The 25,764-nt window shown below is 37.0% G+C and carries 28 protein-coding genes, 1 tRNA gene and 3 pseudogenes; 20 read left to right on the forward strand and 12 right to left on the reverse strand.

Annotated elements, in window-relative coordinates; genetic code table 11:
• The first annotated feature begins 54 nt into the window (after window positions 1–54).
• The 3 genes and pseudogenes from ACT4_RS03900 to ACT4_RS03910 all read left to right on the forward strand — a co-directional run bounded on the left by ACT4_RS03900 (window position 55) and on the right by ACT4_RS03910 (window position 2,703).
• On the forward strand, window positions 55–1,233 hold the full coding sequence (locus ACT4_RS03900; protein WP_004880622.1) for a hypothetical protein: 1,179 nt from the start codon (window positions 55–57) through the stop codon (window positions 1,231–1,233).
• 87 nt (window positions 1,234–1,320) lie between these two features.
• Window positions 1,321–1,935: pseudogene (locus ACT4_RS03905) on the forward strand (MarC family protein).
• Between the two features lie 540 nt (window positions 1,936–2,475).
• A complete protein-coding gene (locus ACT4_RS03910; protein ID WP_004880620.1) occupies window positions 2,476–2,703 on the forward strand; it encodes a hypothetical protein in 228 nt (75 codons plus the stop codon).
• A gap of 200 nt (window positions 2,704–2,903) precedes the next feature.
• Here ACT4_RS03910 and ACT4_RS03915 read toward each other — a convergent pair whose 3' ends face one another.
• Window positions 2,904–3,134 carry a hypothetical protein gene (locus ACT4_RS03915; protein WP_004880619.1) on the reverse strand — a complete coding sequence of 77 codons (231 nt, stop codon included), beginning with the start codon at window positions 3,132–3,134 and terminating at the stop codon, window positions 2,904–2,906.
• 291 nt (window positions 3,135–3,425) lie between these two features.
• Between ACT4_RS03915 and ACT4_RS03920 the strand changes: the two genes are divergently transcribed.
• Window positions 3,426–4,037: a LexA family transcriptional regulator gene (locus ACT4_RS03920; protein WP_007480019.1), complete on the forward strand. Its 612-nt coding sequence runs from the start codon at window positions 3,426–3,428 to the stop codon at window positions 4,035–4,037.
• A gap of 5 nt (window positions 4,038–4,042) precedes the next feature.
• Entirely contained in the window at window positions 4,043–5,341 is a 1,299-nt protein-coding gene (locus tag ACT4_RS03925; RefSeq protein ID WP_007480021.1) for a Y-family DNA polymerase, read from the forward strand.
• 70 nt (window positions 5,342–5,411) lie between these two features.
• On the opposite strand, the gene ACT4_RS03930 is transcribed toward ACT4_RS03925, so the two are convergent.
• The 3 genes from ACT4_RS03930 to ACT4_RS03940 form a co-directional block, all read right to left on the reverse strand.
• A complete protein-coding gene (locus tag ACT4_RS03930; RefSeq protein WP_007480023.1) occupies window positions 5,412–5,876 on the reverse strand; it encodes an SRPBCC family protein in 465 nt (154 codons plus the stop codon).
• On the reverse strand, window positions 5,866–6,213 hold the full coding sequence (locus ACT4_RS03935; RefSeq protein WP_004880614.1) for a helix-turn-helix transcriptional regulator: 348 nt from the start codon (window positions 6,211–6,213) through the stop codon (window positions 5,866–5,868). The genes ACT4_RS03930 and ACT4_RS03935 overlap by 11 nt, the downstream gene beginning before the upstream one ends.
• Before the next feature lie 89 nt (window positions 6,214–6,302).
• Window positions 6,303–7,220 (reverse strand): LysR family transcriptional regulator, encoded by a 918-nt coding sequence (locus tag ACT4_RS03940; RefSeq protein WP_007480026.1) that lies wholly within the window; start codon window positions 7,218–7,220, stop codon window positions 6,303–6,305.
• A gap of 99 nt (window positions 7,221–7,319) precedes the next feature.
• Between ACT4_RS03940 and ACT4_RS03945 the strand changes: the two genes are divergently transcribed.
• Window positions 7,320–7,916 (forward strand): FMN-dependent NADH-azoreductase, encoded by a 597-nt coding sequence (locus tag ACT4_RS03945; RefSeq protein ID WP_007480028.1) that lies wholly within the window; start codon window positions 7,320–7,322, stop codon window positions 7,914–7,916.
• Between the two features lie 97 nt (window positions 7,917–8,013).
• On the opposite strand, the gene ACT4_RS03950 is transcribed toward ACT4_RS03945, so the two are convergent.
• On the reverse strand, window positions 8,014–9,114 hold the full coding sequence (locus tag ACT4_RS03950) for an MBL fold metallo-hydrolase (RefSeq protein WP_007480030.1): 1,101 nt from the start codon (window positions 9,112–9,114) through the stop codon (window positions 8,014–8,016).
• A gap of 540 nt (window positions 9,115–9,654) precedes the next feature.
• Here ACT4_RS03950 and ACT4_RS17680 point away from each other — a divergent pair.
• The 8 genes and pseudogenes from ACT4_RS17680 to ACT4_RS03990 all read left to right on the forward strand — a co-directional run.
• Window positions 9,655–10,041 (forward strand): annotated as a pseudogene (locus ACT4_RS17680) (hypothetical protein); the annotation flags it as partial.
• A gap of 17 nt (window positions 10,042–10,058) precedes the next feature.
• Window positions 10,059–11,021, forward strand: coding sequence for a D-glycerate dehydrogenase (locus ACT4_RS03960; protein ID WP_007480032.1), 963 nt, complete (start codon window positions 10,059–10,061; stop codon window positions 11,019–11,021).
• 101 nt (window positions 11,022–11,122) lie between these two features.
• The gene (locus tag ACT4_RS03965) at window positions 11,123–11,710 is read left to right on the forward strand and encodes a 1-acyl-sn-glycerol-3-phosphate acyltransferase (protein WP_007480034.1); all 588 of its coding nucleotides are present in this window, start codon (window positions 11,123–11,125) and stop codon (window positions 11,708–11,710) included.
• Between the two features lie 191 nt (window positions 11,711–11,901).
• Complete coding sequence (locus ACT4_RS03970) at window positions 11,902–13,278, forward strand: M48 family metalloprotease (RefSeq protein WP_374750063.1); 1,377 nt, start codon at window positions 11,902–11,904, stop codon at window positions 13,276–13,278.
• Window positions 13,279–13,342: 64 nt separating this feature from the next.
• Window positions 13,343–13,837, forward strand: a complete 495-nt coding sequence (locus ACT4_RS03975; RefSeq protein WP_007480038.1) for a GNAT family N-acetyltransferase — start codon at window positions 13,343–13,345, stop codon at window positions 13,835–13,837.
• Window positions 13,838–13,899: 62 nt separating this feature from the next.
• On the forward strand, window positions 13,900–14,265 hold the full coding sequence (locus ACT4_RS03980; RefSeq protein WP_007480040.1) for a GFA family protein: 366 nt from the start codon (window positions 13,900–13,902) through the stop codon (window positions 14,263–14,265).
• A gap of 40 nt (window positions 14,266–14,305) precedes the next feature.
• Window positions 14,306–14,665, forward strand: coding sequence for a hypothetical protein (locus ACT4_RS03985; protein WP_007480042.1), 360 nt, complete (start codon window positions 14,306–14,308; stop codon window positions 14,663–14,665).
• 60 nt (window positions 14,666–14,725) lie between these two features.
• On the forward strand, window positions 14,726–15,277 hold the full coding sequence (locus ACT4_RS03990) for a hypothetical protein (protein ID WP_007480044.1): 552 nt from the start codon (window positions 14,726–14,728) through the stop codon (window positions 15,275–15,277).
• Window positions 15,278–15,324: 47 nt separating this feature from the next.
• Here the strand turns inward: ACT4_RS03990 and ACT4_RS03995 are convergent, their stop codons facing one another.
• Together ACT4_RS03995 and rpsU are read right to left on the reverse strand one after the other, a co-directional pair.
• Window positions 15,325–15,771, reverse strand: coding sequence for a GatB/YqeY domain-containing protein (locus tag ACT4_RS03995; protein WP_034604586.1), 447 nt, complete (start codon window positions 15,769–15,771; stop codon window positions 15,325–15,327).
• A gap of 29 nt (window positions 15,772–15,800) precedes the next feature.
• Window positions 15,801–16,016, reverse strand: coding sequence for a 30S ribosomal protein S21 (gene rpsU / locus ACT4_RS04000; RefSeq protein WP_004652785.1), 216 nt, complete (start codon window positions 16,014–16,016; stop codon window positions 15,801–15,803).
• Window positions 16,017–16,161: 145 nt separating this feature from the next.
• Here rpsU and tsaD point away from each other — a divergent pair, with 145 nt between their 5' ends.
• Window positions 16,162–17,169: a tRNA (adenosine(37)-N6)-threonylcarbamoyltransferase complex transferase subunit TsaD gene (tsaD, locus tag ACT4_RS04005; protein ID WP_007480046.1), complete on the forward strand. Its 1,008-nt coding sequence runs from the start codon at window positions 16,162–16,164 to the stop codon at window positions 17,167–17,169.
• A gap of 197 nt (window positions 17,170–17,366) precedes the next feature.
• A complete protein-coding gene (locus ACT4_RS04010; RefSeq protein WP_007480047.1) occupies window positions 17,367–17,867 on the forward strand; it encodes a hypothetical protein in 501 nt (166 codons plus the stop codon).
• 230 nt (window positions 17,868–18,097) lie between these two features.
• On the opposite strand, the gene ACT4_RS04015 is transcribed toward ACT4_RS04010, so the two are convergent.
• The 3 genes and pseudogenes from ACT4_RS04015 to ACT4_RS04025 form a co-directional block, all read right to left on the reverse strand.
• A complete protein-coding gene (locus tag ACT4_RS04015) occupies window positions 18,098–19,012 on the reverse strand; it encodes a DMT family transporter (RefSeq protein ID WP_007480048.1) in 915 nt (304 codons plus the stop codon).
• A pseudogene (locus ACT4_RS04020) lies at window positions 19,009–19,588 on the reverse strand (TetR/AcrR family transcriptional regulator). The gene ACT4_RS04015 and the pseudogene ACT4_RS04020 overlap by 4 nt, the downstream one beginning before the upstream one ends.
• Window positions 19,589–19,731: 143 nt before the next feature.
• Complete coding sequence (locus tag ACT4_RS04025) at window positions 19,732–20,271, reverse strand: HPP family protein (RefSeq protein ID WP_007480050.1); 540 nt, start codon at window positions 20,269–20,271, stop codon at window positions 19,732–19,734.
• 92 nt (window positions 20,272–20,363) lie between these two features.
• Between ACT4_RS04025 and ACT4_RS04030 the strand changes: the two genes are divergently transcribed.
• A complete protein-coding gene (locus ACT4_RS04030) occupies window positions 20,364–20,915 on the forward strand; it encodes a TetR/AcrR family transcriptional regulator (protein WP_007480051.1) in 552 nt (183 codons plus the stop codon).
• 67 nt (window positions 20,916–20,982) lie between these two features.
• Here ACT4_RS04030 and ACT4_RS04035 read toward each other — a convergent pair whose 3' ends face one another.
• Entirely contained in the window at window positions 20,983–22,083 is a 1,101-nt protein-coding gene (locus ACT4_RS04035) for a DUF6670 family protein (RefSeq protein ID WP_007480052.1), read from the reverse strand.
• Between the two features lie 99 nt (window positions 22,084–22,182).
• Window positions 22,183–23,073: an ATP-binding protein gene (locus ACT4_RS04040; protein ID WP_004880580.1), complete on the reverse strand. Its 891-nt coding sequence runs from the start codon at window positions 23,071–23,073 to the stop codon at window positions 22,183–22,185.
• A gap of 178 nt (window positions 23,074–23,251) precedes the next feature.
• Here ACT4_RS04040 and ACT4_RS04045 point away from each other — a divergent pair, with 178 nt between their 5' ends.
• The 3 genes from ACT4_RS04045 (at window position 23,252) to ACT4_RS04055 (ending at window position 25,754) form a co-directional block, all read left to right on the forward strand.
• Complete coding sequence (locus tag ACT4_RS04045; protein WP_007480053.1) at window positions 23,252–24,760, forward strand: DUF3336 domain-containing protein; 1,509 nt, start codon at window positions 23,252–23,254, stop codon at window positions 24,758–24,760.
• Window positions 24,735–25,553 (forward strand): protein kinase, encoded by an 819-nt coding sequence (locus ACT4_RS04050; RefSeq protein WP_007480054.1) that lies wholly within the window; start codon window positions 24,735–24,737, stop codon window positions 25,551–25,553. The genes ACT4_RS04045 and ACT4_RS04050 overlap by 26 nt, the downstream gene beginning before the upstream one ends.
• 116 nt (window positions 25,554–25,669) lie before the next feature.
• A tRNA-Leu gene (locus tag ACT4_RS04055) sits at window positions 25,670–25,754 on the forward strand.
• The last annotated feature ends 10 nt before the right edge of the window (window positions 25,755–25,764 follow it).

Genomic DNA, 25,764 nt, shown 5'->3' on the forward strand with positions numbered 1-25,764 from the left:
AATAAGAAACAGGGCGAAGTTTCTTAATACTTTTATTTAAACAAGGAATTGTAAATGAATACAAAATTTTATCGTGATGTTGCAACGGGCTTATTTATCTTCAGTTTAGCGGCACCTTCATTTGCTGGAATTACATTTGGGAATCCAAAAGCAGATACAGGAGCATTAACCGTTTCGGCAACTTTACGTGCTAAATATAATTATAAAGATTATGGAAAAGATATCGATCCAGATAATAGTATTAAGTTTGATGCTGCTATTTTAAATTTTGGGTATGAGTCACCTAAAGTTTTTGGTAGTGCTCAATGGCGCTGTTATCAATGGTCAGACCTTTGTGATTTTTCAACCTTGGTTTCGGCTTATGCAGGCTATCGCTTAAATGAAACAGACAATATCACGCTAGGTTTACAACCCGTTCCATTTGGTCCCAGCCGTTTTTGGGATAGTAGTTTCTATGCAGGTATGAATTACACACTAGGTTTGCAAGATACGCTTAATCTTGGTGTTAATTATCATGCAGAATTACCATCGGCTACCAAGTTTGACTTAGCCTATTTTGCACGAGATGGCGGTAACTATACTGGGACAGCAGATAACGATACAGCGCGTTATTCAGCAAATGCTGTGAAAACAGATGATCCAACGATGACGAGCCTTAAAGAAAAAAATATGTTTGTAGCGCGAGTAATACAAGATCTCGATTTTATAAACAATGATGATTTAAAAATGGCAGTTGGGGGAAGCTATTGGTATTCATCTATTGATAACAAGCGGAACAATCAAGATGGTAGTCGAAAAGCATGGTCTTTATTCAATACCATTAATTATCAGAATTTAGGGATTACACTTACTGGTGGGCAGCTCAAGATTGATAATAAAGATCCAATTTCGAACTACTCAACCTTTGGTTCATTTGATACTGAATACAATATTGCCAATAAAGGTCTGTTTTACTCAGTTGATGTCAATTATGCCTTTAAAAATGTGAGAGACAACTTGAACATTACGCCTTATCTCGTGCTAAGTGGTTTCAATAAAGACCAAAAAGGATATAAAGATTCACAACGTAATATCATAGGTGCGGCTTGGAACTATAAGAATATTGCTGTTTATACAGAATATGTCATGAGTAAAAATGATGTATTTATTGGCGGTAATGCTGATTCATTTGCAGCAGGTGATGACAATAAATGGAATAAGCTAGCGAATGTCATTTTTACCTATACGTTTTAAAGGGCGCTTTTAATTTTTTAACCTTGTTCCGTCAACAATTTTCAAGAGGTTTGACTGCCTCTTGAAAAATTTTAGGTAATGAAAGCAGTGACTTCTCCATATATTCATACTTTTATTTTATTTTTCTCATTATTGAATCCTTTTCTCATGAGTGTCTACATGATTGGTCTTATTCGCCATACGGAGACAAAGAGCTTCAATAAAGGGTTAATACAAGGTGCTTTGATTGCTTATCTTGCTTTCATTCTTTTTGCTTGGGGTGGGGAGGCAATCTTTAATAAATATTTGAATGTACGATTTGAATCATTTCAAATTTTTGGTGGACTCATCTTTTTAGTGATTGGTTACCGATTCGTATTTCAAGGTGCGGACACGATTGGTGAAATGAGAGGAGCACCTGAACATTTAGCTGGCACAATTGCGATGCCGTTTATGATTGGTCCAGGAACGATTAGTGCAGCCGTTGTCGCTGGTATGAAAATGAATCTTTTAGAGGCGGCAGCAGTCATTGGGCTTACGCTATTTGTGTCATGCAGTATATTAATTTTAATGTAGTTTTCGCATGATCATTTGAGATATAAACATGCAAAGCATATTGATCGCTATTTTGATATTGCTGGTCGATTGGCAGCTTTGCTGATCGGCACAATTGCCATAGATATGATTGTTACAGGGGGTGTCAGGTTAATCGAGCAGCAATGAGACAATTCAAAATTAGTTGATGATATTTTTGAAGATGAAATAGTTGTGCTTTATTTGCTATGAGACTTATGCTTTTTTAACGAACAATTGACTGTGATCAAATTAAAATGCCGCACACAAGTTGAACTCATATGCGGCACCATAGTAGGTGTATCAAACCGTGCGCTAACTTTATCAATAAATTGAGTGCTTGATGAGTCTACCAAGACTAATGGCTAATATGTAGTGGTTAAAGATTGGGCATTTTTCTCTTGATGTATGGATTTCCCTGTCAAACTGGTGCGGTTTGCATGTGCTCAATTTTATACAAGTTGCTGAAATTTAATTTTTACTTTAACTGATCACTATTGAAATATTTTAATTTTTACAAATTAATTGTAACTAGGAGGTAAGTTAAAAAACACTTTGCTTGGCTAATTTCAATGTGTTAGCAGCATAATTAATAAAAGTATAATACTTATAACTCTTGTTACAACGATTTGGTCGACAATCTTCATAAATTTTCCCATAGTCTTATAAAAGGCACTTTGTGAGGGTATTATGGAAAGAGTCACGGTAATTATTAAGGATCAAGAAGAGAATGAATCTATTGTAATGGCACAGCTAAATGATTTTGAGGATCATGATCTGCCATTTTTCAAAAGAGTAGAGCATATTGAAGTTGAAGGTGAAGTTCTTTTCCCGAATATGGATTTACTTTTTGAAAATGAAGAAGATGGTAAGGTTTATCGTTTGGTCTCAGCTGTGGATGATAAAAGGTTTATTTAAAAAATGTTGAATTTGAAAATAAAATCCACCTATTGTTTAATAGGTGGATTTTTTATAACTGAATATAATTATTATTTTAAAGGTATTGTTCAGTATTTTTATCAAGATTTTCTTGATTTATTTTAATGGAAGATAAAATAATCTGAATCCTTACAGAATTAAAACCAGTGCTTTTACTAGAGCAATAAATTAAATTTTGACTAACTAATCAGATTAAGTCCTTTAACAATATCGTTAAATTCTGAACCATTTAACCAAAAGGATTTTTTTAAGAAGAGCGTCGTCATAATACTTTCTGCTGCTTCACTATTTGGACTTTCACAAAATAAACCATAGCTATTACCAAGAACATTGTTGTCTTCGATCAGACGGATAAAGTAAGCATGTTGTTCATCAGCATAGCCAAGAATAGCATCACGTCGATTGTTCATTTTTCATGTCTCCACATCAAAAATATTTTAATAAAACCTAACTGCTGAGAGACCAGATATATTACTTTTTAGATCAATTACTTAGCAGAATTAATGTTGAGTTAAACTCTGTAAGTAATTAATTTTAAAGCATTAATTTTAGTTTGTTTACATCCTTGTTTAAATCAAACAAGCTAAAATCTGATCTATGAAATTTATTCTTATGCAAAAAATATTATTCGTCAACTTGAATTTGTAACTTTTTCAAGTTAAATTATTTTCAAGCAATTAAAACTTGGGTAAGGGGGATTTATGGCTAAAAAAACTGAATCAGAGCATGGTGGTGCCAGAGCAAATGCGGGACGTAAAGCGCAATTCAGTGAACCCACCAAAGTGATTCGTGTTCCCGAATCTCAAGTTGATTTCATCAAAAGTTGGTTACTGAATAATGTCAAAACAGGTGCACGCAGCGATCTAAGTACTTCACTAAAAATTCAAACTGTTCAAGCGAAGAATGATCGAATTTACCATATTCCACTCGCAACGGAACGTGTTGCTGCTGGTTTTCCGTCGCCAGCACAGGACCACGTTGAACAAGCTTTGGATTTAAATGAATTTTTAATTCGTAATGAAAATTCAACTTTTATCGTAAAAGCAAATTCACTTTCGATGTTGGATGTAGGAATTGATATTGATGATCCACTCGTGGTTGATCGAAGTATCCCTGCTAAGTCAGGTGATATTGTGATTGCCTTGATTGATAATGATTTTACTGTCAAACGTTTAATGATTGATCACCATTTCAGCCCCCCGAAAGTATGGCTCAAAGCCGAAAACCCTGATTATCAAAATATTTATATCACTGAGGGGCAGGAACTGCTAATTTGGGGTGTTGTCACTTATAACCTAAAACCGATGAGGTGAACTAGATGAGTTTGCCACAACGAATTTTTGCTTTGATCGATGTGAATAACTGCTATGTCAGTTGTGAGCGTGTGTTTAATCCAAAGCTAGAACATCGTCCTGTGGTGGTTTTGTCGAATAACGATGGCTGTGTGGTTTCTCGTTCTTATGAAGCGAAAAAGCTCGGCATAAAAATGGCAGTGCCATTTTTTCAGATCGAAGATTTGGTTCGACAGCATCAAGTACAAGTCTTTTCCAGTAATTATGCGTTGTATGCGGAAATGTCTCGCCGTTTTATGAACATTTTAGGGAGTTTTGTTGATCCATGTGAGCAAGAAGTATATTCGATAGACGAATGCTTTTTAGAGTTCACCGCTTATCACGATCAATATGATTTAACCAGTTATGCGCAGCAGATTTTATCGACTGTGAAGAATTGGTTAGGTTTACCATGTTGTATTGGAATAGGGTATTCCAAGACTCAAGCAAAACTTGCGAATCATTTAGCAAAAAATAATTCATGTTTCCAAAGTGTTTGTAACATGGTGGATGAGGATCCTTGTATCATCGAGGATTTATTAACACATTTGCCTGTAGGTGAGGTTTGGGGCGATGGACGAAAGATTCGACAGCGTTTAGAAAAAATGAATATCCATTCGGTGATGGATTTGGTCGAAGCTGACCCAAAGATGATTGGACAGCACTTTTCGGTTGTACTGGAAAATACAGTCAAAGAATTAAGAGGAATTGCTTGTTTAGAAATAGAGGATGTAATTCCAGATCGTCGCCAAGTACTGAGTAGCCGATCCTTTGGGCAACCAATTGAAGATAAGAATAGTCTAAGTGGTGCTTTAACTGAATTTACCTTGCGAGCAGTCGAGCGTTTGCGACAACAAAAATTATTGTGCAAAGCTGTTGGGATAAGTATTCGCACCAATCGCTTTAATAAAAATGAATATTATCGTCCTTATACAACCGTTTATTTATCAGACTATAGTGATGATCGCCTAGAAATTATCAAGGCAGTTCAGCAAGGACTTGATCGTATTTATCAAGCAGGACATCGTTATAAGAAAGCGGAGGTAATTTTGCTTGATATTATTCCACAACACGCTCATGCCGTTGATTTGTTTCATAACACTGAGGAAATGATCGAGCGACAAAATCTTTCAGTGACATTTGATTATATCAATCAAAAATTTGGACGTGATGTGATGACGCTCGGAAGACTGATTACACCGCATGGGCGCACATGGGCGATGACGCAAAGCTTTAAATCTCCAAGTTATCTTACGAAATGGAGTGATATTTTAAAAGTTTCTTAGCATGTATGAATTGCTCTCAATAAAAAGACAGGTTTTATCCTGTCTTTTTTATATTTTGGGATATCGTGATTTAGAGCTTTTGAGCATAGGCTTCTAATTGATCTACGACAGTACCCCAACCATGAAAGAAACCCATGTCTTCATGTTGTTGTCTTGCCTCAGGAGTACGATGGCGTGCAATCGCCGTATATTTTGTAGATCCATCATCAAGGTCTTCAAAAATAATCATCGCTGTCATAAATGGATTTTCACTCGGTTTCCAATCTTCAGTATAGGCATCGGTGAAAACTAATTTTTCACCCTCAATAATTTCTAAAAATACGCCGTGATTTGGAATAAGATTGCCATCAACATTAAATAAGGTGTTAAATTTTCCACCCACTTTTAAATCAATTTCACATGATTCAATTGAGTGCGGTTTAGGGATAAAGAAATGTTTAATATGTTCTGGAGTCGTCCAACATTCCCAAAGTAATGCACGGGGTACAGCAACAGTTCTTTCTAGTTTTAGATCTGTTTGGGGATCAAGATTCATTTTTTCTTTTCCTTTGTAAATTGAGTGCATAGTCTTCTAATTGATTTAAGCGCGTTTCCCACATGGCTTGTTGTTCATGTAACCAGTGTTGCACAGGGTTTAACGCATTGGGGCTAAGTGCATATGTTCTGACTCGGCCATTTTTTAGGGTTGTAATGAGCCCAGCTTCTTCTAGTTTTCTTAAATGTTTAAGAAAAGAAGGAAGAGCCATTGCATGTTCTTCTGCCAATGATGTTGTGGTTGCATCGCCATGCGACAGACGAGTCAATATTGCTCTGCGTGTTGGATCACTTAAAGCATTAAATAACAGATCGAGTTGTGAATCATACTTAGCCATAAGGGTAAGTATTGTGCTAAAAAATATTCAAGTCAAGAAAAACTTATCCAAATAGCTAAGTTTTGTTTGGCGTATTTTAGATTAAAAAATTAAGATGTTGATTCTGATCTAAATTGTTTAGATAAATGTTTGACTAAGTGATCAATAGCCAAGCGTGTTTTTAACGGCATAAATGATTGTGATGACCAAACTACATGTATAGGAAAGTTGATGGTTGTAACATCAGACAGTGTTTGTATCAGCTTTCCTTGTTGCAGTTCATCTTTAATGAGCCAGTCTGGTAGCCATGCAACACCAGCGCCCAATAAAACTGTATTTTTGATTGCTTGCATGTCATTCAGCATAAATTTGGCTTTCGGTTTAATCGAAATAAGTTGCTGATCTTCTGTCTGCAAATGCCATTTTTGTAAATAACCCGTGTGTGGATAGGTGATCGTGGTGTGATTTTTCAGATCATCTAAATGCTTAATTTCACCATGTTTTGCAAGATAATCAGGGGTAGCACACAGCAGCATACGATGATCACCTAACTTTCTAGCGATCAGTTTGTGGGTATCAGCTAAGTTACCAATCCGTATGGCGAGGTCAAAACCATCCTCAATAAGATCGATAGTTCGATCATTGAAGGAAAGTTCAATTTGAAGGTCAGGATGTTGTTGAGCAAATTCAACCATTAACGGCGTAATAAATAGCTGGCCGACTAAAACGGGTGCAGAAATTCGTAATAAACCTGTGGCTGAGATTTTGCCTTGATCCAGTAAATGTTCAGCAGTATGAATTTCAGCGATAGCTTTACGGCTATGTTCATAAAAAAGTGCACCTTCATCAGTCAAGCTCAGTAATCGTGTTGTACGTTTAAATAAGGTCACACCTAACCGTTCTTCTAAACGAGCAATACTTTTGCTAATCGCAGATCGAGTGAGATGCAATTGTTCAGCAGCATTTGTAAAACTACCCGCCTCAACAACAGTGACAAAAATCGCAATAGTATTCAGTTCAGCATGCATAATTGTAGAGTTTTTGGAATCAATTTTAGGAAATAATATCACTTTTGTTGAAAATATTGTGATCGTAATATGGTGCTATCCACTTAATAGGGCATAGATATGACAAAGGTGTTAGTACTTAAATCAAGCATGATGGGTGAGCAATCTCAGACGAATCAGCTCATTGAGCAGCTTTTAAAGCAAAGAGCTGAACATGGCTTTCAAGATGATGTGATTACACATGACTTAACAACGCTGAATTTACCTGTATTAAATGCTGATATTTTTCATGCGCTACGTGGTGCCGAAAATGATTCACAGCAAATCCAAAAGATTGTGCAATTGTCTGATCAATTGATTGCAGAATTAAAGCAGGCTGACTTGTTGTTGATCGGTGCGCCGATGTATAACTTGAATGTACCCACGCAATTGAAAAACTGGTTTGATTTGGTTGTACGTGCACGTCATACCTTCAGATATACCGAAACTTATCCGCAAGGGTTGGTAGACGGCGTAAATGCAATTGTGGTCAGTAGCCGTGGCGGAGTACATTTAGGACAGCCGACAGATGCTGTAAGTCCTTATTTAACATCAGTGTTAGGTTTGATTGGTATTCATAATGTTGAGTTTGTTTATGCTGAGGGTATGGATATTCCACCATTACGTGAAAATGCTTTAAAAGCCGCACATACGCAGATACTAAAACTCGCAGTCTGATTTTTTGAACAAATATTTCAAGTATTAAAAGAATTAGAGCATTTATCTAATTCTTTTAATGTGAATAAAAGTCTTTCTAATGGATGTTAGAACAAGGTTAGTGAATATTTTTCCACCATTGTTTGAAGTTTTGTTGATCATTATCGAGCTCAACTAACTCCCCAATCATTGGGGTGGCAAGTCGATAATTTCTTCTTTGTGAGTATTGAACGATACGTGTGATTGGCTCTTTCCAAGGATGTTTGGCTAAGCTAAATTTAGAGTGATGTACTGGAATCATATTACGTGCTTTGAGTTCTTCAGTTGCTTGAGCAACCTCATCGGGATGACAGTGTACTGAGCGCCAAGCAGCATCATATTGACCATTTTCCATTAATGCCCAATCGAAAGGCCCATATTTTTTTCCGATCTCTACAAAATGTTTGTCATAGCCCCCATCACCTGTATAGAAAACTTTTCTTTCAGGGGATTGAATAATAAATGACACCCAAAGATTTTTGCCACCATTGAACGCACGTCGAGAATCATGATGTGTGGTTTCGGTAATAATGGTAATCCCGTCATCAAACTCGATTCGGTCGCCCCAGTCTTTTTCAATCAGTTTATCTTTGGGATAACCCCAATATTCAAAATGCTCACCGACTCCCAATCCTGTAATGACATATCGAACTTTGTCTTTAAGCTTGAGTGCTGTTTCATAATCTAAATGGTCGTAGTGATCATGTGAGATGAGTAAGTAATCAATAGAGGGTAAATCCTCAACGCTATAAATATCTGTGCCTTTATATGCTCGAGTTCCCCATGGGAAAGGTGTTGCTTTACCGCTCATGACAGGATCGATTAGAAAGGTTTTGCCATGTAATTGCATAAACACAGAAGAGTGCCCAAACCATACAATCACATCTTGTTTGGGATTTAATGTTTTGAGATTGGTTTGAATAGAGGGGATGGGGTCTTTGGGATTACGGTGTGGGATGGTTTTAATGAAAGTTCTATACAGTTCAACGAAAATACTTGTATCTTCAGCGATACCAGATTTCTCCATTAAATTTCTAAATTGACCTTGGCGATAGTTGGGAGAGTTTTCAATCAATTGTAATCGTTCACCTGTTGGATTTTTACCAAACAATGGATGCTGTGTGTACAAAATGCTGCTACCTAGTAGCAAGACAACAACGATAGCAAAAAGAATTAGCATAGATAGAATTAACCTTTTCATTTGAGCATTCGATTAACAACATTAATAAAAAGTCAAAGCGACAAAATGATGAAATATTGTCTAAAAATCGACGAATGAAAGATTGCCTATTCTTATTTAATATTTGCCTAATCTAACGAGATATGAGAAATGGCTTTTAGGATTTTTGGTGGGTGTTGTGATTGAACAAAACGAAGCCATTTAGAGGTGATCGGTTTATGTTAGACTATTCGACATTACAGTCATTCAAAATACTGTAAGTTAACGAAATGAGTAGGCGAGATGATTGGGCAGCAAAGAAATGTATTGGCAGCTTTGGGAATAGATGTTTGGATTCCTAGAGATGTAGTGTGCCAAAAAAATACTGCCTCAAGCATTTGGCGAGATCAAGCAGTTGAAGAAACTCCGCAAATACCACAAATGAGTTTTGAGACTGAAACACTCAAACCAGAAATTCAAACAAATGAAGTACAGCCACAAAAAATAAAACAAGCTGAATCTCCTCAAGTTGAAATTACAGAACAAGCATCTGTTCAAAAGGCGATTTCTGAAAAAGAACAGGTTGTCGTTAGTGCATCTGTGCAAGCATTTGAGTTGCAGATGTATGTGCTAGAAAATACTGCCATTTTGGTAGAAAGTAGCCAGTTAAATGATGAACAACGACAACTTTGGCGTAATATTCAAAAAGCAAAACTTGGACAATATGCTGAGCTGAAATGGCCATTTCCATTGGCTGGTTTCCAAGAGAGTAGAGGCTTATCTTCTTACATCCAAGGGTTCTTAGATGCATCGGCAAATAACAAAAAAATACTCTGCCTAGGCCAACTTGATTTTCTACAACATTCAAATCTCTTATATTTAGCGAGTTTAGAAGAAATGATCGCACAACCATTATTGAAAAAACGGTTGTGGCAACTTATGCAATAAGGTTCGGAAATCCAATCATGAAGAAAGTCGTTGTATTTAGCCAAATTGATCGAGAAGTATTAGCAAAACTACAGCAGAACTATCAAGTTGTTGTATTAAATCCCAAGCTTGGTGACATCAATGAACAGATTCGTAACGAAGTCGTGGATGCTGATGCGATGATTGGAGCAGGACGTTTACTCAATGAAAGTAATTTAGCGCCTGCACAAAAACTCAAAATCATTTCAACGGTTTCTGTTGGATATGACAATTATGATGTGAACTATCTAAATCAAAAGAAAATTTGGCTTGCAAATACACCTCATGTTCTTACGGAAACGACTGCTGATTTAGCTTTTAGCTTATTACTCAGCGCTGCGCGTAAAATTCCGCAACTTGATGCTTGGACCAAACAGGGGGAATGGAAACGTACCGTTTCTACTGAGCAATTTGGTGTAGATGTTTTTGGTAAAACCCTTGGGATCATTGGTTTAGGTCATATTGGTGCTGCAATAGCACGACGCGGATTTCATGGGTTCAATATGAACATTTTGTATCATAACCGCCGTGAAAAAATCGAAATTGCGCAGGCATTTAATGCAGAGTACCGAGAGTTAGATCAATTGCTACAACAATCTGATTTTGTCGTGGTTGCTGTTGATTTAAATGCCGAATCAAAAGCCTTGATCGGTGCTGAACAGTTTAACCTCATGCAGAAACACGCGGTATTTATCAACATTGCTCGTGGTTCAGTGGTTGATGAAAATGCTTTGATTGAAGCTTTGCAACAACAGAAAATCTTTGCAGCTGGTTTAGATGTTTATGCCAAAGAACCATTACAAACATCACCATTATTTGAATTAGCAAACGTTGTCACCGCTCCGCATATTGGCTCAGCGACAGCTGAAACACGTCAGAAAATGGTAAATCTCGCTTATCAAAATTTAGTAGATGCCTTAGAGGATCGAACACCTCGTTACCTAGTGAATCCTCAGTTCTGATAAAACCGATTTAATTGCTGAATTAATCAGCGATGCTATCTATTTAAAAAAATCAATATTGATACACTTGCGCCCTTTGATGACTTTATCTTGGGGCGTCTGTGTTTGAGAAATTAGCTGAACAAAGTTTAGGATTAATGGGATGGGAAATCGACAATCATTGGGATTTAAATATCGACCAATGTGTCATGATCGCAGCTCCTCATACAAGCAATTGGGATGCACTGTATGCACGTTTGGCGCTAAAAGCTTTAGGTGTAAATGTTCGTTTAACGATTAAAGACAGTTATATGAAGTTTCCATTTGGTCCTTTTGTACGTGCAATGGGCGGAATTGGAATCGATCGAAGCGTCAAACAACAAGGCCAAGAACGACCAAGTATGGTTCAGTTGATGAGTGATCTTTTCAAGACTCATCCAAAGCTTGTCATGTTAGTTACGCCAGAGGGAACTCGTGCGAAACAGGAACAATGGAAAACAGGTTTTTATCATGTTGCGATGACAGCAGGTGTGCCGATTGCATTGGCTTATATGGATTATGCTAAGAAAAAAACGGGCGTAGGAAAAATCATTTATCCTACAGGGGATTATGAAAAAGACATGACCGAAATTATGGCTTTTTACGCTGAAATCCATGCTAAATTTCCTGAAAAATTCAGCGTAGATCAGCGCTATACTTCGGCTAAATAATTACGCCGATTTCAAAACTCATAAAATAAGGCGGGATTTTCCTGCCTTTTATAACACATTGTTGCAAATTTCTCCTTTTTTCAATGCTATATTGAATTTCTTTATTAAAATCATAGAGAAACCCTTTGAGATCGTTGCTGCTTGCATGTGGCTTATTCGCCACGACTCAACTTAGTCATACTCAGGTCTTTTTGCCAACGGTGACGGCTGCGCAAACAGAAGTACCTGAGATTGGAAGCGGTATAGGTTTACTCGATCAACAAAAAGAAAAATATATCGGTGAAAAAGTTTATCGTGAAGTTCATCGTCAAATGCCAACTGTGCAAGATGAATGGTTAGAAGATCAATTTTTACAAGTATTTTCAGGTATTTTAAGCCAAACGCAATTGGGGCAACCCATTGGTCTCGTCATTATTAAAGACCCTCAAATTAATGCCTTTGCTGTCCCAGGTGGTTTATTTGCATTGAATACAGGTTTAATTACTTCAGCAAAAAATCTTGATGAGATTGCGGGCGTAATGGCACATGAGATCGCACACGTTGCACAAAGACACTATAGCCGCTCGCAAGAAGCATTTAAGGGGCAAGGTTTACTTGCATTGGCTGGAATTCTTGTCGGTGCTGCTATTGCATCTCAGGCCGATGGTAATGCGGGTGCAGCTGTAATGATGGGGACTCAAGCGGCACTAATGGATAAGCAGTTGAGTTATAGCCGTAATCAAGAGCGTGAAGCAGATCGTATCGGGATGCAATTTATGTATGCCGCAGGTTATAACCCTCAGAGTATGGCGGATTATTTTGAAACCATGCATCGAGCCACTAGTCGTGTCAGTTTCTTACCTGACTTTTGGTTTACTCATCCTTTAACGACTGAGCGAATGAGCGAAGCTCGTTTACGCGCTAATCAACTACCTAAAGTCAGATCTAAAATTTATGATCTCGATTTTGAAATCCTAAAACTCTATACCTTGGTGGTTTCAAATCAGGCTACTGAAATTCAATTACAGTCGCTGGCGAATCAGAAAAATACCGCAGCACAATTAGCGCTTAGTAAGTTCTATCTTGAGCAAGGTGACTATACTCAAGCACAAGCGAATTTGGATTTAGTAAAGGTTAAACTTAAGAATCATGTGCTTGTACCTTTGATTCAAACTGATATTTATCTTGGGCAAAATAAATTAAGTCAGGCATTTAACAGTATTAATTCTGTTCAAAAAACAATGCCTGAAAATAGAGCGTTGTCTTATAAATTGGCTGAGGTTCTGATTAGACAAGGGCAAATTATGGAAGCTCAAACACTAGTACAGCGCTTTATCCATAAAAATCAAAGAGACATACAAGGTTGGCAGCTATTACAACAAGCTGCGAATTTAGATAAAAGTTCATCGTTACAAGCTATTAATGTTTTGGGATATCGTGCTGAAGCAGAATATTGGTCTGGTTATGAAGAAAATGCGATTAAGTCGATGCTACATGCACAACGGTTAGCAAAAGGTAATATCGCGATGTCAGCAAAGATTGAATCTCGTTTAAAACAGATGCAAGATGAACGTCGGATGAGACTTTAAACGAAAATATTAAATTGAGTTATTTCATTCAGAATATACTCGGGTCAGAGAACAGAACAGCTTTATGAATATCAAATTAGAAAAGTTTCACGCTCAAGATTTTGATGATTATTTTCAACTGGTTGGTAATGAAGAAGTGATGGCTATGATCACTGAAAGAGCGATACCTACGGAAGAGGCGGAGCGCGATTTTCAATTACTTTTAGCGAATAACCAATTACATCCAAACTTTGGTCATTTTAAGATTTTAGATGCTAGTACTAATGAATATATAGGCTTAGCTAAATTAGAAATTAAGAGTTTGTGTGACAGAGAAGCTGAGCTGGGATATATGCTTTTACCAAGTTTTTGGGGAAAAGGTATCGCTCGTAAAGTTAGTCAGCATTTACTTGAAGATGCCAAAAGCCAAAATTTGATTAATAAAATATTTGCGATTATTGATCCTAAAAATATAGCCTCACGTAAAATATTAACTAGTCAGGGCTTTATTCATAAAGAGTTTAAAGATTATGATGGGCTTCCAGGTGAAATACTTGAACTAAAGCAATGCCTTATTTGACTTACATTAAATTATAAAGCTTAAAGATAACTTATAGTTATAAAATTGAGGAGGAAATTATTATGATCAAAGGGCAGTGTTTGTGTGGGGCTGTACAATATCAATATCAGGGAGAGATTGAAAATAGTATCCTATGCTATTGCACGGATTGCCAACAGGCTCAAGGTGCATTAGGCGGATGGAATAGTCCACTTGATCAAACTCAGTTTGAGTTCATTTCTGGACAGGAGCAATTGAAAGAATATTTTCATACACCGAATAAAGCACGAGTATTCTGTCAAAACTGTGCTAGTCCAATTTATTCATATCGTAAGGATTTACCCAATATCATTCGCTTACGTTTAGGTACGGTGACAGTAGGAAATATCCCTGCGCCAACTGAAGAATTTTTTACCGAGCATAAGCCAAATTTTATTGAATTAAGCTAAGATATTTGGCGTAAAGAAAAGCTGAGAAGTTACAATATTTATGAAGAAATTTTTTTGTTTTATTTTCGCATTCAGTGCGGCGGGGATGAGTATTGCAGCATCAGTTGAGCAATATGTAAATTCAGTTGAGAAAATTCGCGGGGTCTACGCACAGGATATTCGGGGTTTTTTACGAAGTTTAAATCCTCAAACAGCACAATTTACACCTGAGCAGCAGGCTAAATATTGCCAGATTAATCAGCGCTATATTCAAGACATGTCAGATGCGATTGAAAAAAATCGATCATCACTACCACAACAATACGCGAGTATGACTAAGCAAGATTTAATCAAGCAAGTGGTTGAGTCAAAAGAGATGCAAATGCTTGCGAAATATAATGTTCAGTGTGATTTTAAATAATAAAAAGACCTTGGGTTCATTGTTGAAATGAATCCAATTTTAAGAATAAGAGAATAAAAAATGGTAGGATTTGTTGCAGGGACATTGGTACATACCGAAAGAGGTTTGGTTCCAATTCAGGAGATTAAAGTGGGAGATAGAGTTTTATCTCGTCCTGAGTGTGGAGGTAAGGATGTAGTAACCGAATATAAACGAGTGACTAGAGCTTTTTGTTCAGGGAAAGATACAATTGTTCAAATACCTCATATTAGAGAATCAAATCCCGATTTAATCAATATTCTATATATGACAGATCATTATCCAGTTTGGCTCGAGAATAAAAAAGAATGGAGCGCTGCAATTGATTTAGTTACATCAGATAAATTAGCTTTAATAAATAGTGATGATTTCTCTTATGTTTGGAAGCCATCTGATAATATTGATGATTATGGATATTGTGATCAGAAATATGTAGATGGTTTTGCAAAAAGTAAAATTTTAAAAAATAATATTTTAGAAAATAAGTTTGAACGTCTTGTGATTGGAAGATTTAAGCTTCCTGTATATAATATTGAAGTAGAAGATTATCAGACGTTTTTTGTTAGCAAAGCAGGGTTATGGGTTCATTGTTAAAATGAATCCAATTTAAAAAATAGGTGAATATAAAGGAGTTAAGCAGATTAGCTTAATTTTGCTTTGATTTTAGTAGATACTTGTGCAGGATCGGCACGCCCGGCTATGATCGGACGTAGAGAATTCATCACCTTACCCATATCTTTCATGCTAGTAGCTTCTTGAGCAGCAATCGTTTGCTCAATGATAGAATCAAGCTCTTCCTCAGTCATAGCTTCTGGTAGAAATTGAGAAATAACCTCAACTTCGGCTTGTTCTTTACTAGCTAAATCTTCTCGACCAGCACCTTGAAAGGCTTTAATCGATTCTTTACGTTGTTTAATTTGCTTTTCAATGACCGCAAGAACCTGAGCATCGTCAAGCTCAATGCGCTCATCGACTTCGATTTGCTTAATTGCTGCCTGTAGACCGCGAATAACCGTTACTGTTGCCATATCTTTGGCACGCATTGAAGTTTTTAACACGTCAGTAATTTGGTTTTTTAAAGTCGTCATAGTCTTTTCAGCAGTCAATCACAAATTAATTAGTAAAGGCGAGTAGTGCGTACAGATTCGCGAGTCAATTTCTTTTGATAACGCTTAACTGCAGCAGCTTTTTTACGCTTACGTTCTTGAGTTGGTTTCTCATAGAATTCGCGCTTACGAACGTCTGCTAAAACACCAGCTTTTTCGCATGAACGCTTGAAACGACGGATAGCTACGTCTACTGGTTCGCCTTCTTTCAACTTAACTTGTGGCATGTAAAATCCTCTAAGATTATGGATAAGATCTAACGCACTATTGCACTAGATCGCAAGTGAAGGTCAGTATTTTACTCATTTACAACTCAGATCACAAGTCTATAATAGCTTCGATATTATTTTTGATCGTTGTAAAGGCAGTTTAATGATTGTTTTGGGCTTAGAAACTTCGTGTGATGAAACTGGGTTAGCACTCTATGATAGCGAGCTCGGCTTACGTGGACAGGTTCTCTATAGCCAGATCAAACTGCATGCGGAATATGGCGGTGTTGTGCCTGAATTAGCTTCACGTGACCATGTTCGTAAAATGATTCCATTGATAAATCAATTGCTTGAGCAAAGTGGTGTTAAGAAACAAGAGATAGATGCTGTTGCTTATACGCGTGGCCCTGGACTCATGGGCGCATTGATGACAGGTGCTTTATTTGGTCGCACTTTAGCTTTTGCGTTTAATAAACCTGCGATCGGTGTACATCATATGGAAGGTCATATGCTTGCACCATTACTTTCAGAAACTCCACCGGAATTTCCGTTTGTCGCATTATTGGTTTCAGGCGGTCACACTCAACTCATGGCTGCATATGGTATTGGTCAATATGAGTTGCTTGGTGAATCTATTGATGATGCAGCAGGTGAAGCTTTTGATAAAGTCGCTAAAATGATGAAGCTACCTTATCCAGGTGGGCCAAATATTGCAAAATTAGCTTTACAAGGTGATGCACAAGCTTTTGAGTTTCCACGTCCGATCTTACACCAGGGCTTAGATTTTTCTTTCAGTGGCTTAAAAACAGCTGTTTCTGTTCAATTGAAAAAATTGGGTGAGGAAAATCGTGATGCTGATGTTGCAGCATCTTTCCAAGAAGCAATTGTGGATACTTTAGTTAAAAAATCTGTCAAAGCGCTTAAGCAAACAGGTCTAAAAAGATTAGTGATTGCGGGTGGTGTGAGTGCGAATGTTCGCTTACGTGAGCAATTAGAAACCTCTTTGAAAAAGATCAAAGCGCAAGTTTATTATGCTGAACCTGCATTATGTACAGATAATGGGGCAATGATTGCCTTTGCAGGCTATCAGCGTTTGAAAGCTGGTCAGCATGATGGTTTAGCTGTAACAACGACACCAAGATGGCCGATGACTGAGTTAAAGCCAACCTAAGATATATTTCGTCATTTTTATGTGTTGTTAGTGAGTCGGTAAATCTGGATTATTTCTAGATTTACTTGATGATTCTTATCTTTAAAACTAAATCGTTAATTTATATCGATAGCAAGTTTGTTATCTACGTTATCGTATTAAAGTATTGGATAAATTATTTATTTCAATGCGTTCAAACGCATTGTGGAGTACGAAAGTTGAAAATTTCTTATATTTTTACATGTGGTCGATTAGAGTCTTTATATAAGATTCTATGCCTCACTCAACAAGGTGAGGAGACGGCATCAAAAGAAAAAGTCATTGAACAATATAAAAAAGATCTTTCTGTGGGACGGTCATTTGAGGAAACTGAACTTTATCAATTGATTGAACAAAGTGAAGAAAAAATCGTGATCAATCGTTTGAATAATATTCTTCGAGAAAAACCTGTTCAACAGAAGAAAGATTTTGATTTTCAAGAATATAAGACAGGTGCATGGTCTGAATTCAATGATTATAAGTTAGCAGTTCGATTCTCTAATGCAAAAACACTTTTGAGTGAAAAGCATTTTGAGAAAACTGGTGAATACATGACGAGTCGAGGTGTTGCAAAACTGACAGGTTTCAACCCAGCGAATATCAAGAATATGTTGCAACATAAAAGAGCAATCGTGAAAAAAATGCTCATAACATTGGAAAAATTAGCTGAAGAATATTGATATTAGTACGTTAGTACGCATAAAAGTGAGATGCAGAAAATCTGATTTTTCTGCATCAACTATTTGATAGGTGAGCTTGTTTTAAAGAAAGTGGCTGACACAAATTTTAATGTTTTTAAGTGCCAAATTTTAAAATCCATAATGAACACATTAAAATCATCTGGGCAAGCAAAAAAAAGATTTTATTTTTCGACATTCACACATTTTAATGGCTCTTATAAGTCGATTAATTACTGTGTCTTGTCTGCTTTAGACAACACGGCTAAACAAACAAAAATCAAAGCCATACCTAACCAACCAATCGGTGCCAGTTGCTCGCCAACTAATAACACAGCAAATAAAGCTGCAACCAGTGGTTCGAATAAAGTAAGTGTCGTTGCTGTGCTAGCAGAAATTGTCTTAAGGGCATAACCGAAAAGTAAATAGCCTAAGAACATTGGGATCAGCATCATATAACCAACAACATAAAGATTAACTGGCTCATCAAATAAATTTGAGCCTGTAAAAAATAGAGTTGGTAATAAGATTAATGCGCCAAAACCAAAAATAAGACCCATTGATGCTCTAGAGTCGACTCCACGATCAATCATTTTTTTAGCTGCCCACGAATATAAAGAATAAGTGAGCGCGGCAATTAGCCCAAGAACGATGCCTATAGTTTTCTGATCCGTTGCAATCGTTTGCGTTGTTCCGTGTGAGTGAGATTCTCCAAGCGATAATAAAAGTACGCCAGCAACGCCAAAGACAAAGCTTATGAACCATTTTCCAGAAAGTGCTTTTTTATCGAAAAATTTTTCTAATAATGCTGTAAATAAAGGGGCTGATCCAATCGAAATAACAGTACCAATGGTAATACCTGCCATTCGCATAGATGTATAAAAGGCGAGTGGATAAATCGCAACTGAAATCATTCCAATCAGTAGCAAAGGATAATATGAGCGAATTTGTGGTAAATGATTCAGAATTGTTTTACGGGCTAATAGTGCTTGCAGTAAACCACCGCCACCCATGGCAATTGCCCCAATAGCTAGAGGACTGAGATTGGGAGCATAAGATGCAGCTGTTCCAGTCGTTCCCCATAAAATTGAAGCAACTAAAACAGCAATAAATCCATAATATGAGTTGAGGTTAAGGGCGTTATTCAATTTGAAATCTCTTGTTCTAACATGGTTTGAACCATTTTCTTCGCTGCAAATACTTTAGTGCTGGTACTTTCTAGACCAGCACGAGCAATTGAACCTTCTAAGATAAATGAAATAAGCAAAGCCAATTCCTGTACTCGTTGTGGATCAGTAATCATTTGATTTAAATGATTCGCAACGATGCTTTCGATTTCATCTTTATGATTTTTTACTGCTAAGCGCTCAGGACTGTGTGCTGGAAATTCGGCTGCTGCATTTAATAAACCACAACCACGAAAGCCTTTTTCATAGGCAAATTCGGCATGGTCTTGATAAGCATCAAAAATTGCCAGAACTCCATCAATAGGTGTTTTGATCTGATGCTTTCTTTGTTCGTATAAATCTAGCCACTCTTGATGACGAGCTTCGATATAACAACTAATCAAATCAGCTTTGGTGGGGAAGTTGTTATATAGCGACATTTTTTGCCACTTGAGCTTTGTCTGTAATGCTGTTGATACCTGTGTTTGAGATTCCATCGTTATAAAACAATGTTGCTGCTGCATCCAAGATTTTTTGTTTTGCTGATTTCGTGCTCATAATAAAATTTTATTAGGTATACCGATCTACCTAATATTATGGAAAAGTAAATGAATTAGCAAGATAAAATTCAATTGATGGAAAGAAAGGGAATAAAAGTGATTAAGAAAACGTGTATCTTCTTAATCAACTCAAAAATTTATTTATGATTGTTTTTTACTGTGAATGATTGCTAACCCATAAATTGGCCATTTCTTTTCAGCTTTGATGTTATTGACTAGCCATGCGACCAGTACCAAAGCAATTGAACCTAAAAGAACTGGGAAAAATAGGAAGCTCCATTCGTATTGAATGGTATTTGCAGTGAGTAATATCACCAGTGGATTCGCACCAGCAGGTGGATGCACGCAGCGAAGAATTTGCATGGCAGAAATTGCACAACCAACTGATAATGCAATGCTTAATGCGGAAACACCGAAGGTTTTTAAAAATAATAAGCCAATAAAAGCCGAGACAAAATGCCCCAAAATAACGTTACGTGGTTGAGCTAATGGAGATTGAGAGACTGCATATAAGATGACACAAGTCGCGCCAAACGGTGCCATGATAAATAAGTTATTTGTTAATTTGCTGAGCAGAATTAAGATCAAAATACTTAATGTCCCGCCGATTAAACTTCTAATGATATCAATATATTGGGGTAGTGGTGCTAGATGTTCTTTACCTTTGAATAAAGCCAACATGGTTTTCTCACTGATGTCTTGATTTCCAGTGATAATAAAACTAAAATTAAAAATAGTACAGATCTGTACTATTTTTAATTAGGTAAAATTTTATGTCTAAATCAGCAACTAAAATTTTAAATACTGCGGAAAAATTATTTTATGAAAATAATTTCGTCGGGGTTGGTGTTGACTTAATTCGAGATGAATCAGGCTGTTCTAAAACAACGATGTACACCTATTTTAAAAATAAGAATCAGTTGGTGAAATCTGTTCTTGAAGCTAGAGACGAAAAATTTCGACAAAGTTTGCTTAGTTATGTGGCTGATGCAAAAGGACGAGAGGCTTTGAATAAATTAATTGATTGGCATTTGTCGTGGTTTCAAGAGGATAACTTTAAAGGTTGCTTATTTGTTCGAGCAGTAGCAGAGTCACATCATAGTGACCAAGATATTATTGGTGTGTCTAAAGCTCATAAGATTTGGATTCGAAATCTTATCACCAGTTATCTTCAAAGTGATCCAAAAACTGACAGTTTAGTTGAGATGATTTATACCTTAATTGAAGGTTTAATCAGTCGCTTTTTGGTTGAAGGGTATGATGCAAAAATTGCTGAGAATATAAAGAATTCAATTAACCAAATGATTGATATTTATAGTTCTTAATCTAGTGATGCTTTGAATGATCGTCTCGTTTAGAACAAGACGATCTTATTGCAAAATTTGGATGAATTTATTCCTTAAACACTTTTTGGTTTTCTACATCAATATATTCAATATAACCGCGACCTTCAATCGGATTGTTGCGGTATTTACCTGTAAAAGTATAAGCACTTGCATAGCCAATGCCATGTCCATAACGGTATGGACTATCAATCTCCGCAGTAATTTCTAAGACTTTTTCATTTGAAGCATCTTTTACAGACCAAGAGAATAGCTGTGGTAGACGCATCTTTTTACCGCTTGGCGAAACATAGTCATCTACTTGATGAGCAATGACTTTAAATTCAACATTGGTATAGATTTCAGCAGCTTTATCCGTATGACGAACATGTAAACTATAAGCAGCGGGTTGACCTAGGATATCTGCTTTGGTGAGGAGTAGTTGCGTTGTCTCGTTTAAGTTGATGATTTGATAAGTAAAGAAATCTAACGGCAATTTATATGCTACAGGTAGCAGCTTCTTCACGACACCATGAGCACCAGTAGCTCTTGCATACTCATAGGTGCATAAGCCTTCAGCTGGAGTCACTTGTCCTTTGTATTCAAGTTGACCTTTGAAATTGGCCAATAAACTAAAATGATCGTAAATAGGTGTTTTAATAAACCATGAGATTTGCTTACTGACATCAAGTTCAAAATCAAAACTCAAACTATGATAAGCACCTTGTAGATGAATATTTGGTAATGTTCCACTGATTGAAACTTCTTCACCGAGTTCAATCAAATTACCATTTTCTTGAATATTGGTCTGTTCTGGAATGATATAGGCTCTTAATAGATGTTCATCGACAGCAGCGGTACTGGAAAATAATGTTGCTGTTTGTCTCGGATCTCCAGGCGTGATGTCATCATGATCAAAAGCGAGTGCGCCAGGTGTGCCCAATAAAATCATGATATTTAAGTAACGATGTGGCTCAGGCAGTAAAGGAAAGAAAATGCCGTAGTGTGTCCAAGTGTAGAATTTTTCTTGAGTTCTTGGGCGAATAATATCGGGTTCTGAAAATGGAATGGTAGAGAACTTTACGGCTTGATCTAAAGCTCCCTGTGCCAACAACAGGCTTTTACCTAAAAATTTGCTGGTCAGGGAAGTCGGTGGCAATTGTTTTTTCATCTTTGTTTCCTTAATTCTTTCCTTATCGAAAAGTAGGGTATGAGAAACAATTGCCTTTGCTAAGCGGAAATAAGGACAACGCTACGGCTTTTCAGGACATTATCCTTTTTGATTGTTAGACAATTTTTCTAACTTTTGCGAACCAATCCAATGCTTTGAAAACTGATAGGCTGCACGACCCGAACGTTGCCCGCGTGCTTGACACCATCTCAAGGCTTCAGCACGAACTTCGTCGTTATATTCTAAATGTGCTTTATGAATATAGTGCTCGACGATGGTGAGGTAAAGCTGTTGATCCATTGGATAGAATGAAAGCCACATCCCAAAACGATCTGAAAGCGAAATTTTCTCTTCAATCGCTTCTTGAGGGTGTAACTCTGTATATTGCGGTACATCTACTTTACGCACAGGGGTATTTTCATGCATAAATTCAGGCAGTAAGTGACGACGGTTACTGGTCGCATAAATAATAAAATTGCTTGAACCAGATTGTAGCGAACCATCTAAGACACTTTTGAGGCTACGATAGTTTTCATCTTCAGCGTTAAAGGCCAAATCATCACAATAGACAATAAATTTCTCAGGACGATGTTCAATGAGTTTTTGAATTTTAGGAAGGTCGGATAAATCATCACGCTCGATCTCAATCAAGCGTAAACCTTGAGCTGAATATTCGGTCAGCAGGGCACGAACGATAGAAGATTTTCCTGTTCCACGTGATCCAGTCAATAAAATGTCATTTGCAGGTAAGCCATTCAGGAATTGTAATGTATTTTGAATAATCTTTTCTTTTTGGCGTTCAATCCCTTTTAAGTCTTCCAAATGCATTTTTTTAGGTTGTTGTACTGCGAGCAATTGCTGATTTTCCCAGCGAAATGCAATCGCTGAAAAATCTGTCGCTTGTTTGGGTGCTGGGAGGACTTGCTGTAACTGTGTTAAAACACTGGATAACGATTGGAGAATAGATTCAGGTAATTCCAATATAGCCATAAATACAAACCAAACTCAGTGATCAATGAATATGGATACTATCACTGCTATCACTAAAATAAAGGAAATATCATCAAAAGAATGCAATAAATAGATTTTATACTTGATTGTTGTCCGAGCTTTTTGCATTGTATAGGTGCAAGAATATAAAAAATATGAAGACAAATTAGGATCAATCATGTTAGTTAAAGTTCAAGAGAAAAAGAATACATATCAAAAACATAGAATTGATGTCCTACATGAAAGCTTAAAGCATGCAAGCAGTTATGCAGAATGGAAAGAGATCGCACTTAAATTAGATGAAGAGTCAGGTAAAGAAGAGTGGAAGTACGATAATCAGTCGCCTTATTTTGATGCGGAAGTCCTTTCAAAACGCTATAACTTATTAAAAAAATACCGCACACAACGCCGTATATTGGATCTGATTTATGTTCTGCGTGAAGGTTTGTCTTACGACTTTGCTAACATTGGTCATCCGATGTTGTTTGCAGAAACCTATATTGGTACAAAAAAAATCATTGAAAACTATGTAGAAGAAGTCAGTAATTGTCTGCAATACCTCGCATCGAGTGAATGTATTACCTTCCAATTGAAAGAAAAAATCCAGTTCTTTGATGAATGCCATAAAGCCTATGGTCAGCCAGCACTGATGTTTTCAGGTGGGGCAACACTTGGTTTGTTCCATACTGGCGTTTGCAAGGCATTACTCGAACAAGATTTGATGCCAAGAGTACTCTCTGGTTCAAGTGCTGGGGCAATTATGACGGGTATGTTAGGTGTATCCGCTAGTGATAAAGTCCCTGATTTATTGGATGGAGAGCATTTTTTTAGTGATGCTTTTAAGTTCAGAAAAATCTCAGATTTGATCAAAGGACATGGCGGAATTGCAGATGTGATGTTTCTAAAAAAGTTTTTGATGCAAAACTTGGGTGATCTGACATTTGCTGAAGCTTATGAACAATCTAAACGCCATATTAATATTGTAGTCGCGCCTTATAACACAGCCCAAAACCCACGTATTATGAATGCCTTAACAGCACCGAATGTTTTGGTGTGGAGTGCGGTTTTGGCTTCGTGTGCTGTGCCTGTTTTATTTCCACCAGTGCATCTGACGAGCAAGCGCTATGATGGTCAGCATACACCTTATATGGCAAATACCAAATGGGTAGATGGCAGTATGCGTAGTGATTTCCCTCAGGAAAAAATGGCTCGGTTGTATAATATCAATTACACGATTGCGAGTCAGGTCAATCCGCATATCGTGCCATTTATGCAAAGTGATACAGAGCGATTCCGTCGAGATGTCTTGATCTGGCCTGAAAGAATTATCCGCCATCAAGGTAAAGCAATCGCAATGGATATGATGGATTTAACTCGGAATTATATGGGGAGTTTTTTCCCAATCCGTCGTGTTTTAGATCATGGTTACGGTATCTTAGGGCAACGCTATTATGGTGATGTGAATATTATTGCGCGTTATGGTTTGCGCCATTATAGCTATATGCTTAAAAATCCTCGTCCGAAACTATTTAAAATATTGCAGCAGGAAGGTGAACGGGCGACATGGCCTAAGATTGCCTCAATCGAAACGCACGCACGTATTGGTAAAACCATTGAACATTGTTTAGCATCACTACGTAAGCAGGAAGAAAAGCAGCACAATGAGTATTATTACGTCGATCTTTGATCATAATTTTCAACCCACTGAATTAACTTTAAAAACAAAAAAGCAAAGTTATGAGTCTGGTCGACGTTTATATACATTTAAAAATGTTGAACAGCGATACTGGCTGAAATATCATCATGCAGACACTCACTCAGTTTTGGAGCAATCCTTTCAAAATGAATTGAGTTTTTACAAACAGTTTGAAAATAGAGAAATATCATTTTTATTGCCACATCACATAATTCACTTTCAAGAGCACATTATTTTTCAAGATTTAATAGAACATGGGGAAGGGCTACTATTACCTGATTCCGGGGATTTCTTTGCTGATCTTTCTACATATCAAGAGATAGATGAGATTCAACAAAAAATTCTTTCTGCTTTGTCTGCATTACAATCCTTTCATAAGTTGGGATGGGTGCATGGAGATTTAAAAACTGAACATTTTCGATGCTTTGAGAATACCTGCCGACTAATTGATTTAGAGCAAAGTTTTGTTCAGGAAAGCAATAAGCAAACATCATTGAATGCCACACCACACTATATGGCACCTGAGCTGTTTCATGGTATTTCTAAAACTGTGCAAAGTGATTTATATGCCTTTGGAATCATTCTTTATGAATGGCTGACACAATCACGATTAACCGCCAAGACCTATCAAGACTGGGCAGTATTGCACTGTCAGCAATTGCAGATACAGTTACCTGATCGGTTTAAGCAGTTTCTACCTCTGCTCAATGGTCTTTTACAGAAGCATGTGACATTGCGTGTTCCATCCGCGCAAGATGCCATAGATGTTCTAAAAATCGCTTAACTTGTTGTAAAAATAAACATAAATGCTTGATTTGAATATTATATGTTCATTTAACTCAATTTTTACGGATAAAGGCTTGTCATAAAGTACGTTTCTCACTAATATGCATACCCATCGGGGGCGTGGCGAAATTGGTAGACGCACTGGATTTAGGTTCCAGCGCCGCAAGGTGTAAGAGTTCGAGTCTCTTCGCCCCCACCAAATTTAAAAA

It is taken from the genome of Acinetobacter sp. NBRC 100985 (assembly GCF_000241225.1).
Classification (GTDB): Bacteria; Pseudomonadota; Gammaproteobacteria; order Pseudomonadales; family Moraxellaceae; genus Acinetobacter; species Acinetobacter venetianus.

Excerpts from the sequence above, each read along its gene's own strand:
- ACT4_RS03900 (WP_004880622.1), top strand. The coding sequence starts at position 55 with ATGAATACAAAATTTTATCGTGATGTTGCAACGGGCTTATTTATCTTC.
- ACT4_RS03910 (WP_004880620.1), top strand. The coding sequence starts at position 2,476 with ATGGAAAGAGTCACGGTAATTATTAAGGATCAAGAAGAGAATGAATCT.
- ACT4_RS03915 (WP_004880619.1), bottom strand. The coding sequence starts at position 3,134 with ATGAACAATCGACGTGATGCTATTCTTGGCTATGCTGATGAACAACAT.
- ACT4_RS03920 (WP_007480019.1), top strand. The coding sequence starts at position 3,426 with ATGGCTAAAAAAACTGAATCAGAGCATGGTGGTGCCAGAGCAAATGCG.
- ACT4_RS03925 (WP_007480021.1), top strand. The coding sequence starts at position 4,043 with ATGAGTTTGCCACAACGAATTTTTGCTTTGATCGATGTGAATAACTGC.
- ACT4_RS03930 (WP_007480023.1), bottom strand. The coding sequence starts at position 5,876 with ATGAATCTTGATCCCCAAACAGATCTAAAACTAGAAAGAACTGTTGCT.
- ACT4_RS03935 (WP_004880614.1), bottom strand. The coding sequence starts at position 6,213 with ATGGCTAAGTATGATTCACAACTCGATCTGTTATTTAATGCTTTAAGT.
- ACT4_RS03940 (WP_007480026.1), bottom strand. The coding sequence starts at position 7,220 with ATGCATGCTGAACTGAATACTATTGCGATTTTTGTCACTGTTGTTGAG.
- ACT4_RS03945 (WP_007480028.1), top strand. The coding sequence starts at position 7,320 with ATGACAAAGGTGTTAGTACTTAAATCAAGCATGATGGGTGAGCAATCT.
- ACT4_RS03950 (WP_007480030.1), bottom strand. The coding sequence starts at position 9,114 with ATGCTAATTCTTTTTGCTATCGTTGTTGTCTTGCTACTAGGTAGCAGC.
- ACT4_RS03960 (WP_007480032.1), top strand. The coding sequence starts at position 10,059 with ATGAAGAAAGTCGTTGTATTTAGCCAAATTGATCGAGAAGTATTAGCA.
- ACT4_RS03975 (WP_007480038.1), top strand. The coding sequence starts at position 13,343 with ATGAATATCAAATTAGAAAAGTTTCACGCTCAAGATTTTGATGATTAT.
- ACT4_RS03980 (WP_007480040.1), top strand. The coding sequence starts at position 13,900 with ATGATCAAAGGGCAGTGTTTGTGTGGGGCTGTACAATATCAATATCAG.
- ACT4_RS03985 (WP_007480042.1), top strand. The coding sequence starts at position 14,306 with ATGAAGAAATTTTTTTGTTTTATTTTCGCATTCAGTGCGGCGGGGATG.
- ACT4_RS03990 (WP_007480044.1), top strand. The coding sequence starts at position 14,726 with ATGGTAGGATTTGTTGCAGGGACATTGGTACATACCGAAAGAGGTTTG.
- ACT4_RS03995 (WP_034604586.1), bottom strand. The coding sequence starts at position 15,771 with ATGACGACTTTAAAAAACCAAATTACTGACGTGTTAAAAACTTCAATG.
- rpsU (WP_004652785.1), bottom strand. The coding sequence starts at position 16,016 with ATGCCACAAGTTAAGTTGAAAGAAGGCGAACCAGTAGACGTAGCTATC.
- tsaD (WP_007480046.1), top strand. The coding sequence starts at position 16,162 with ATGATTGTTTTGGGCTTAGAAACTTCGTGTGATGAAACTGGGTTAGCA.
- ACT4_RS04025 (WP_007480050.1), bottom strand. The coding sequence starts at position 20,271 with ATGTTGGCTTTATTCAAAGGTAAAGAACATCTAGCACCACTACCCCAA.
- ACT4_RS04030 (WP_007480051.1), top strand. The coding sequence starts at position 20,364 with ATGTCTAAATCAGCAACTAAAATTTTAAATACTGCGGAAAAATTATTT.
- ACT4_RS04035 (WP_007480052.1), bottom strand. The coding sequence starts at position 22,083 with ATGAAAAAACAATTGCCACCGACTTCCCTGACCAGCAAATTTTTAGGT.
- ACT4_RS04040 (WP_004880580.1), bottom strand. The coding sequence starts at position 23,073 with ATGGCTATATTGGAATTACCTGAATCTATTCTCCAATCGTTATCCAGT.
- ACT4_RS04045 (WP_007480053.1), top strand. The coding sequence starts at position 23,252 with ATGTTAGTTAAAGTTCAAGAGAAAAAGAATACATATCAAAAACATAGA.
- ACT4_RS04050 (WP_007480054.1), top strand. The coding sequence starts at position 24,735 with ATGAGTATTATTACGTCGATCTTTGATCATAATTTTCAACCCACTGAA.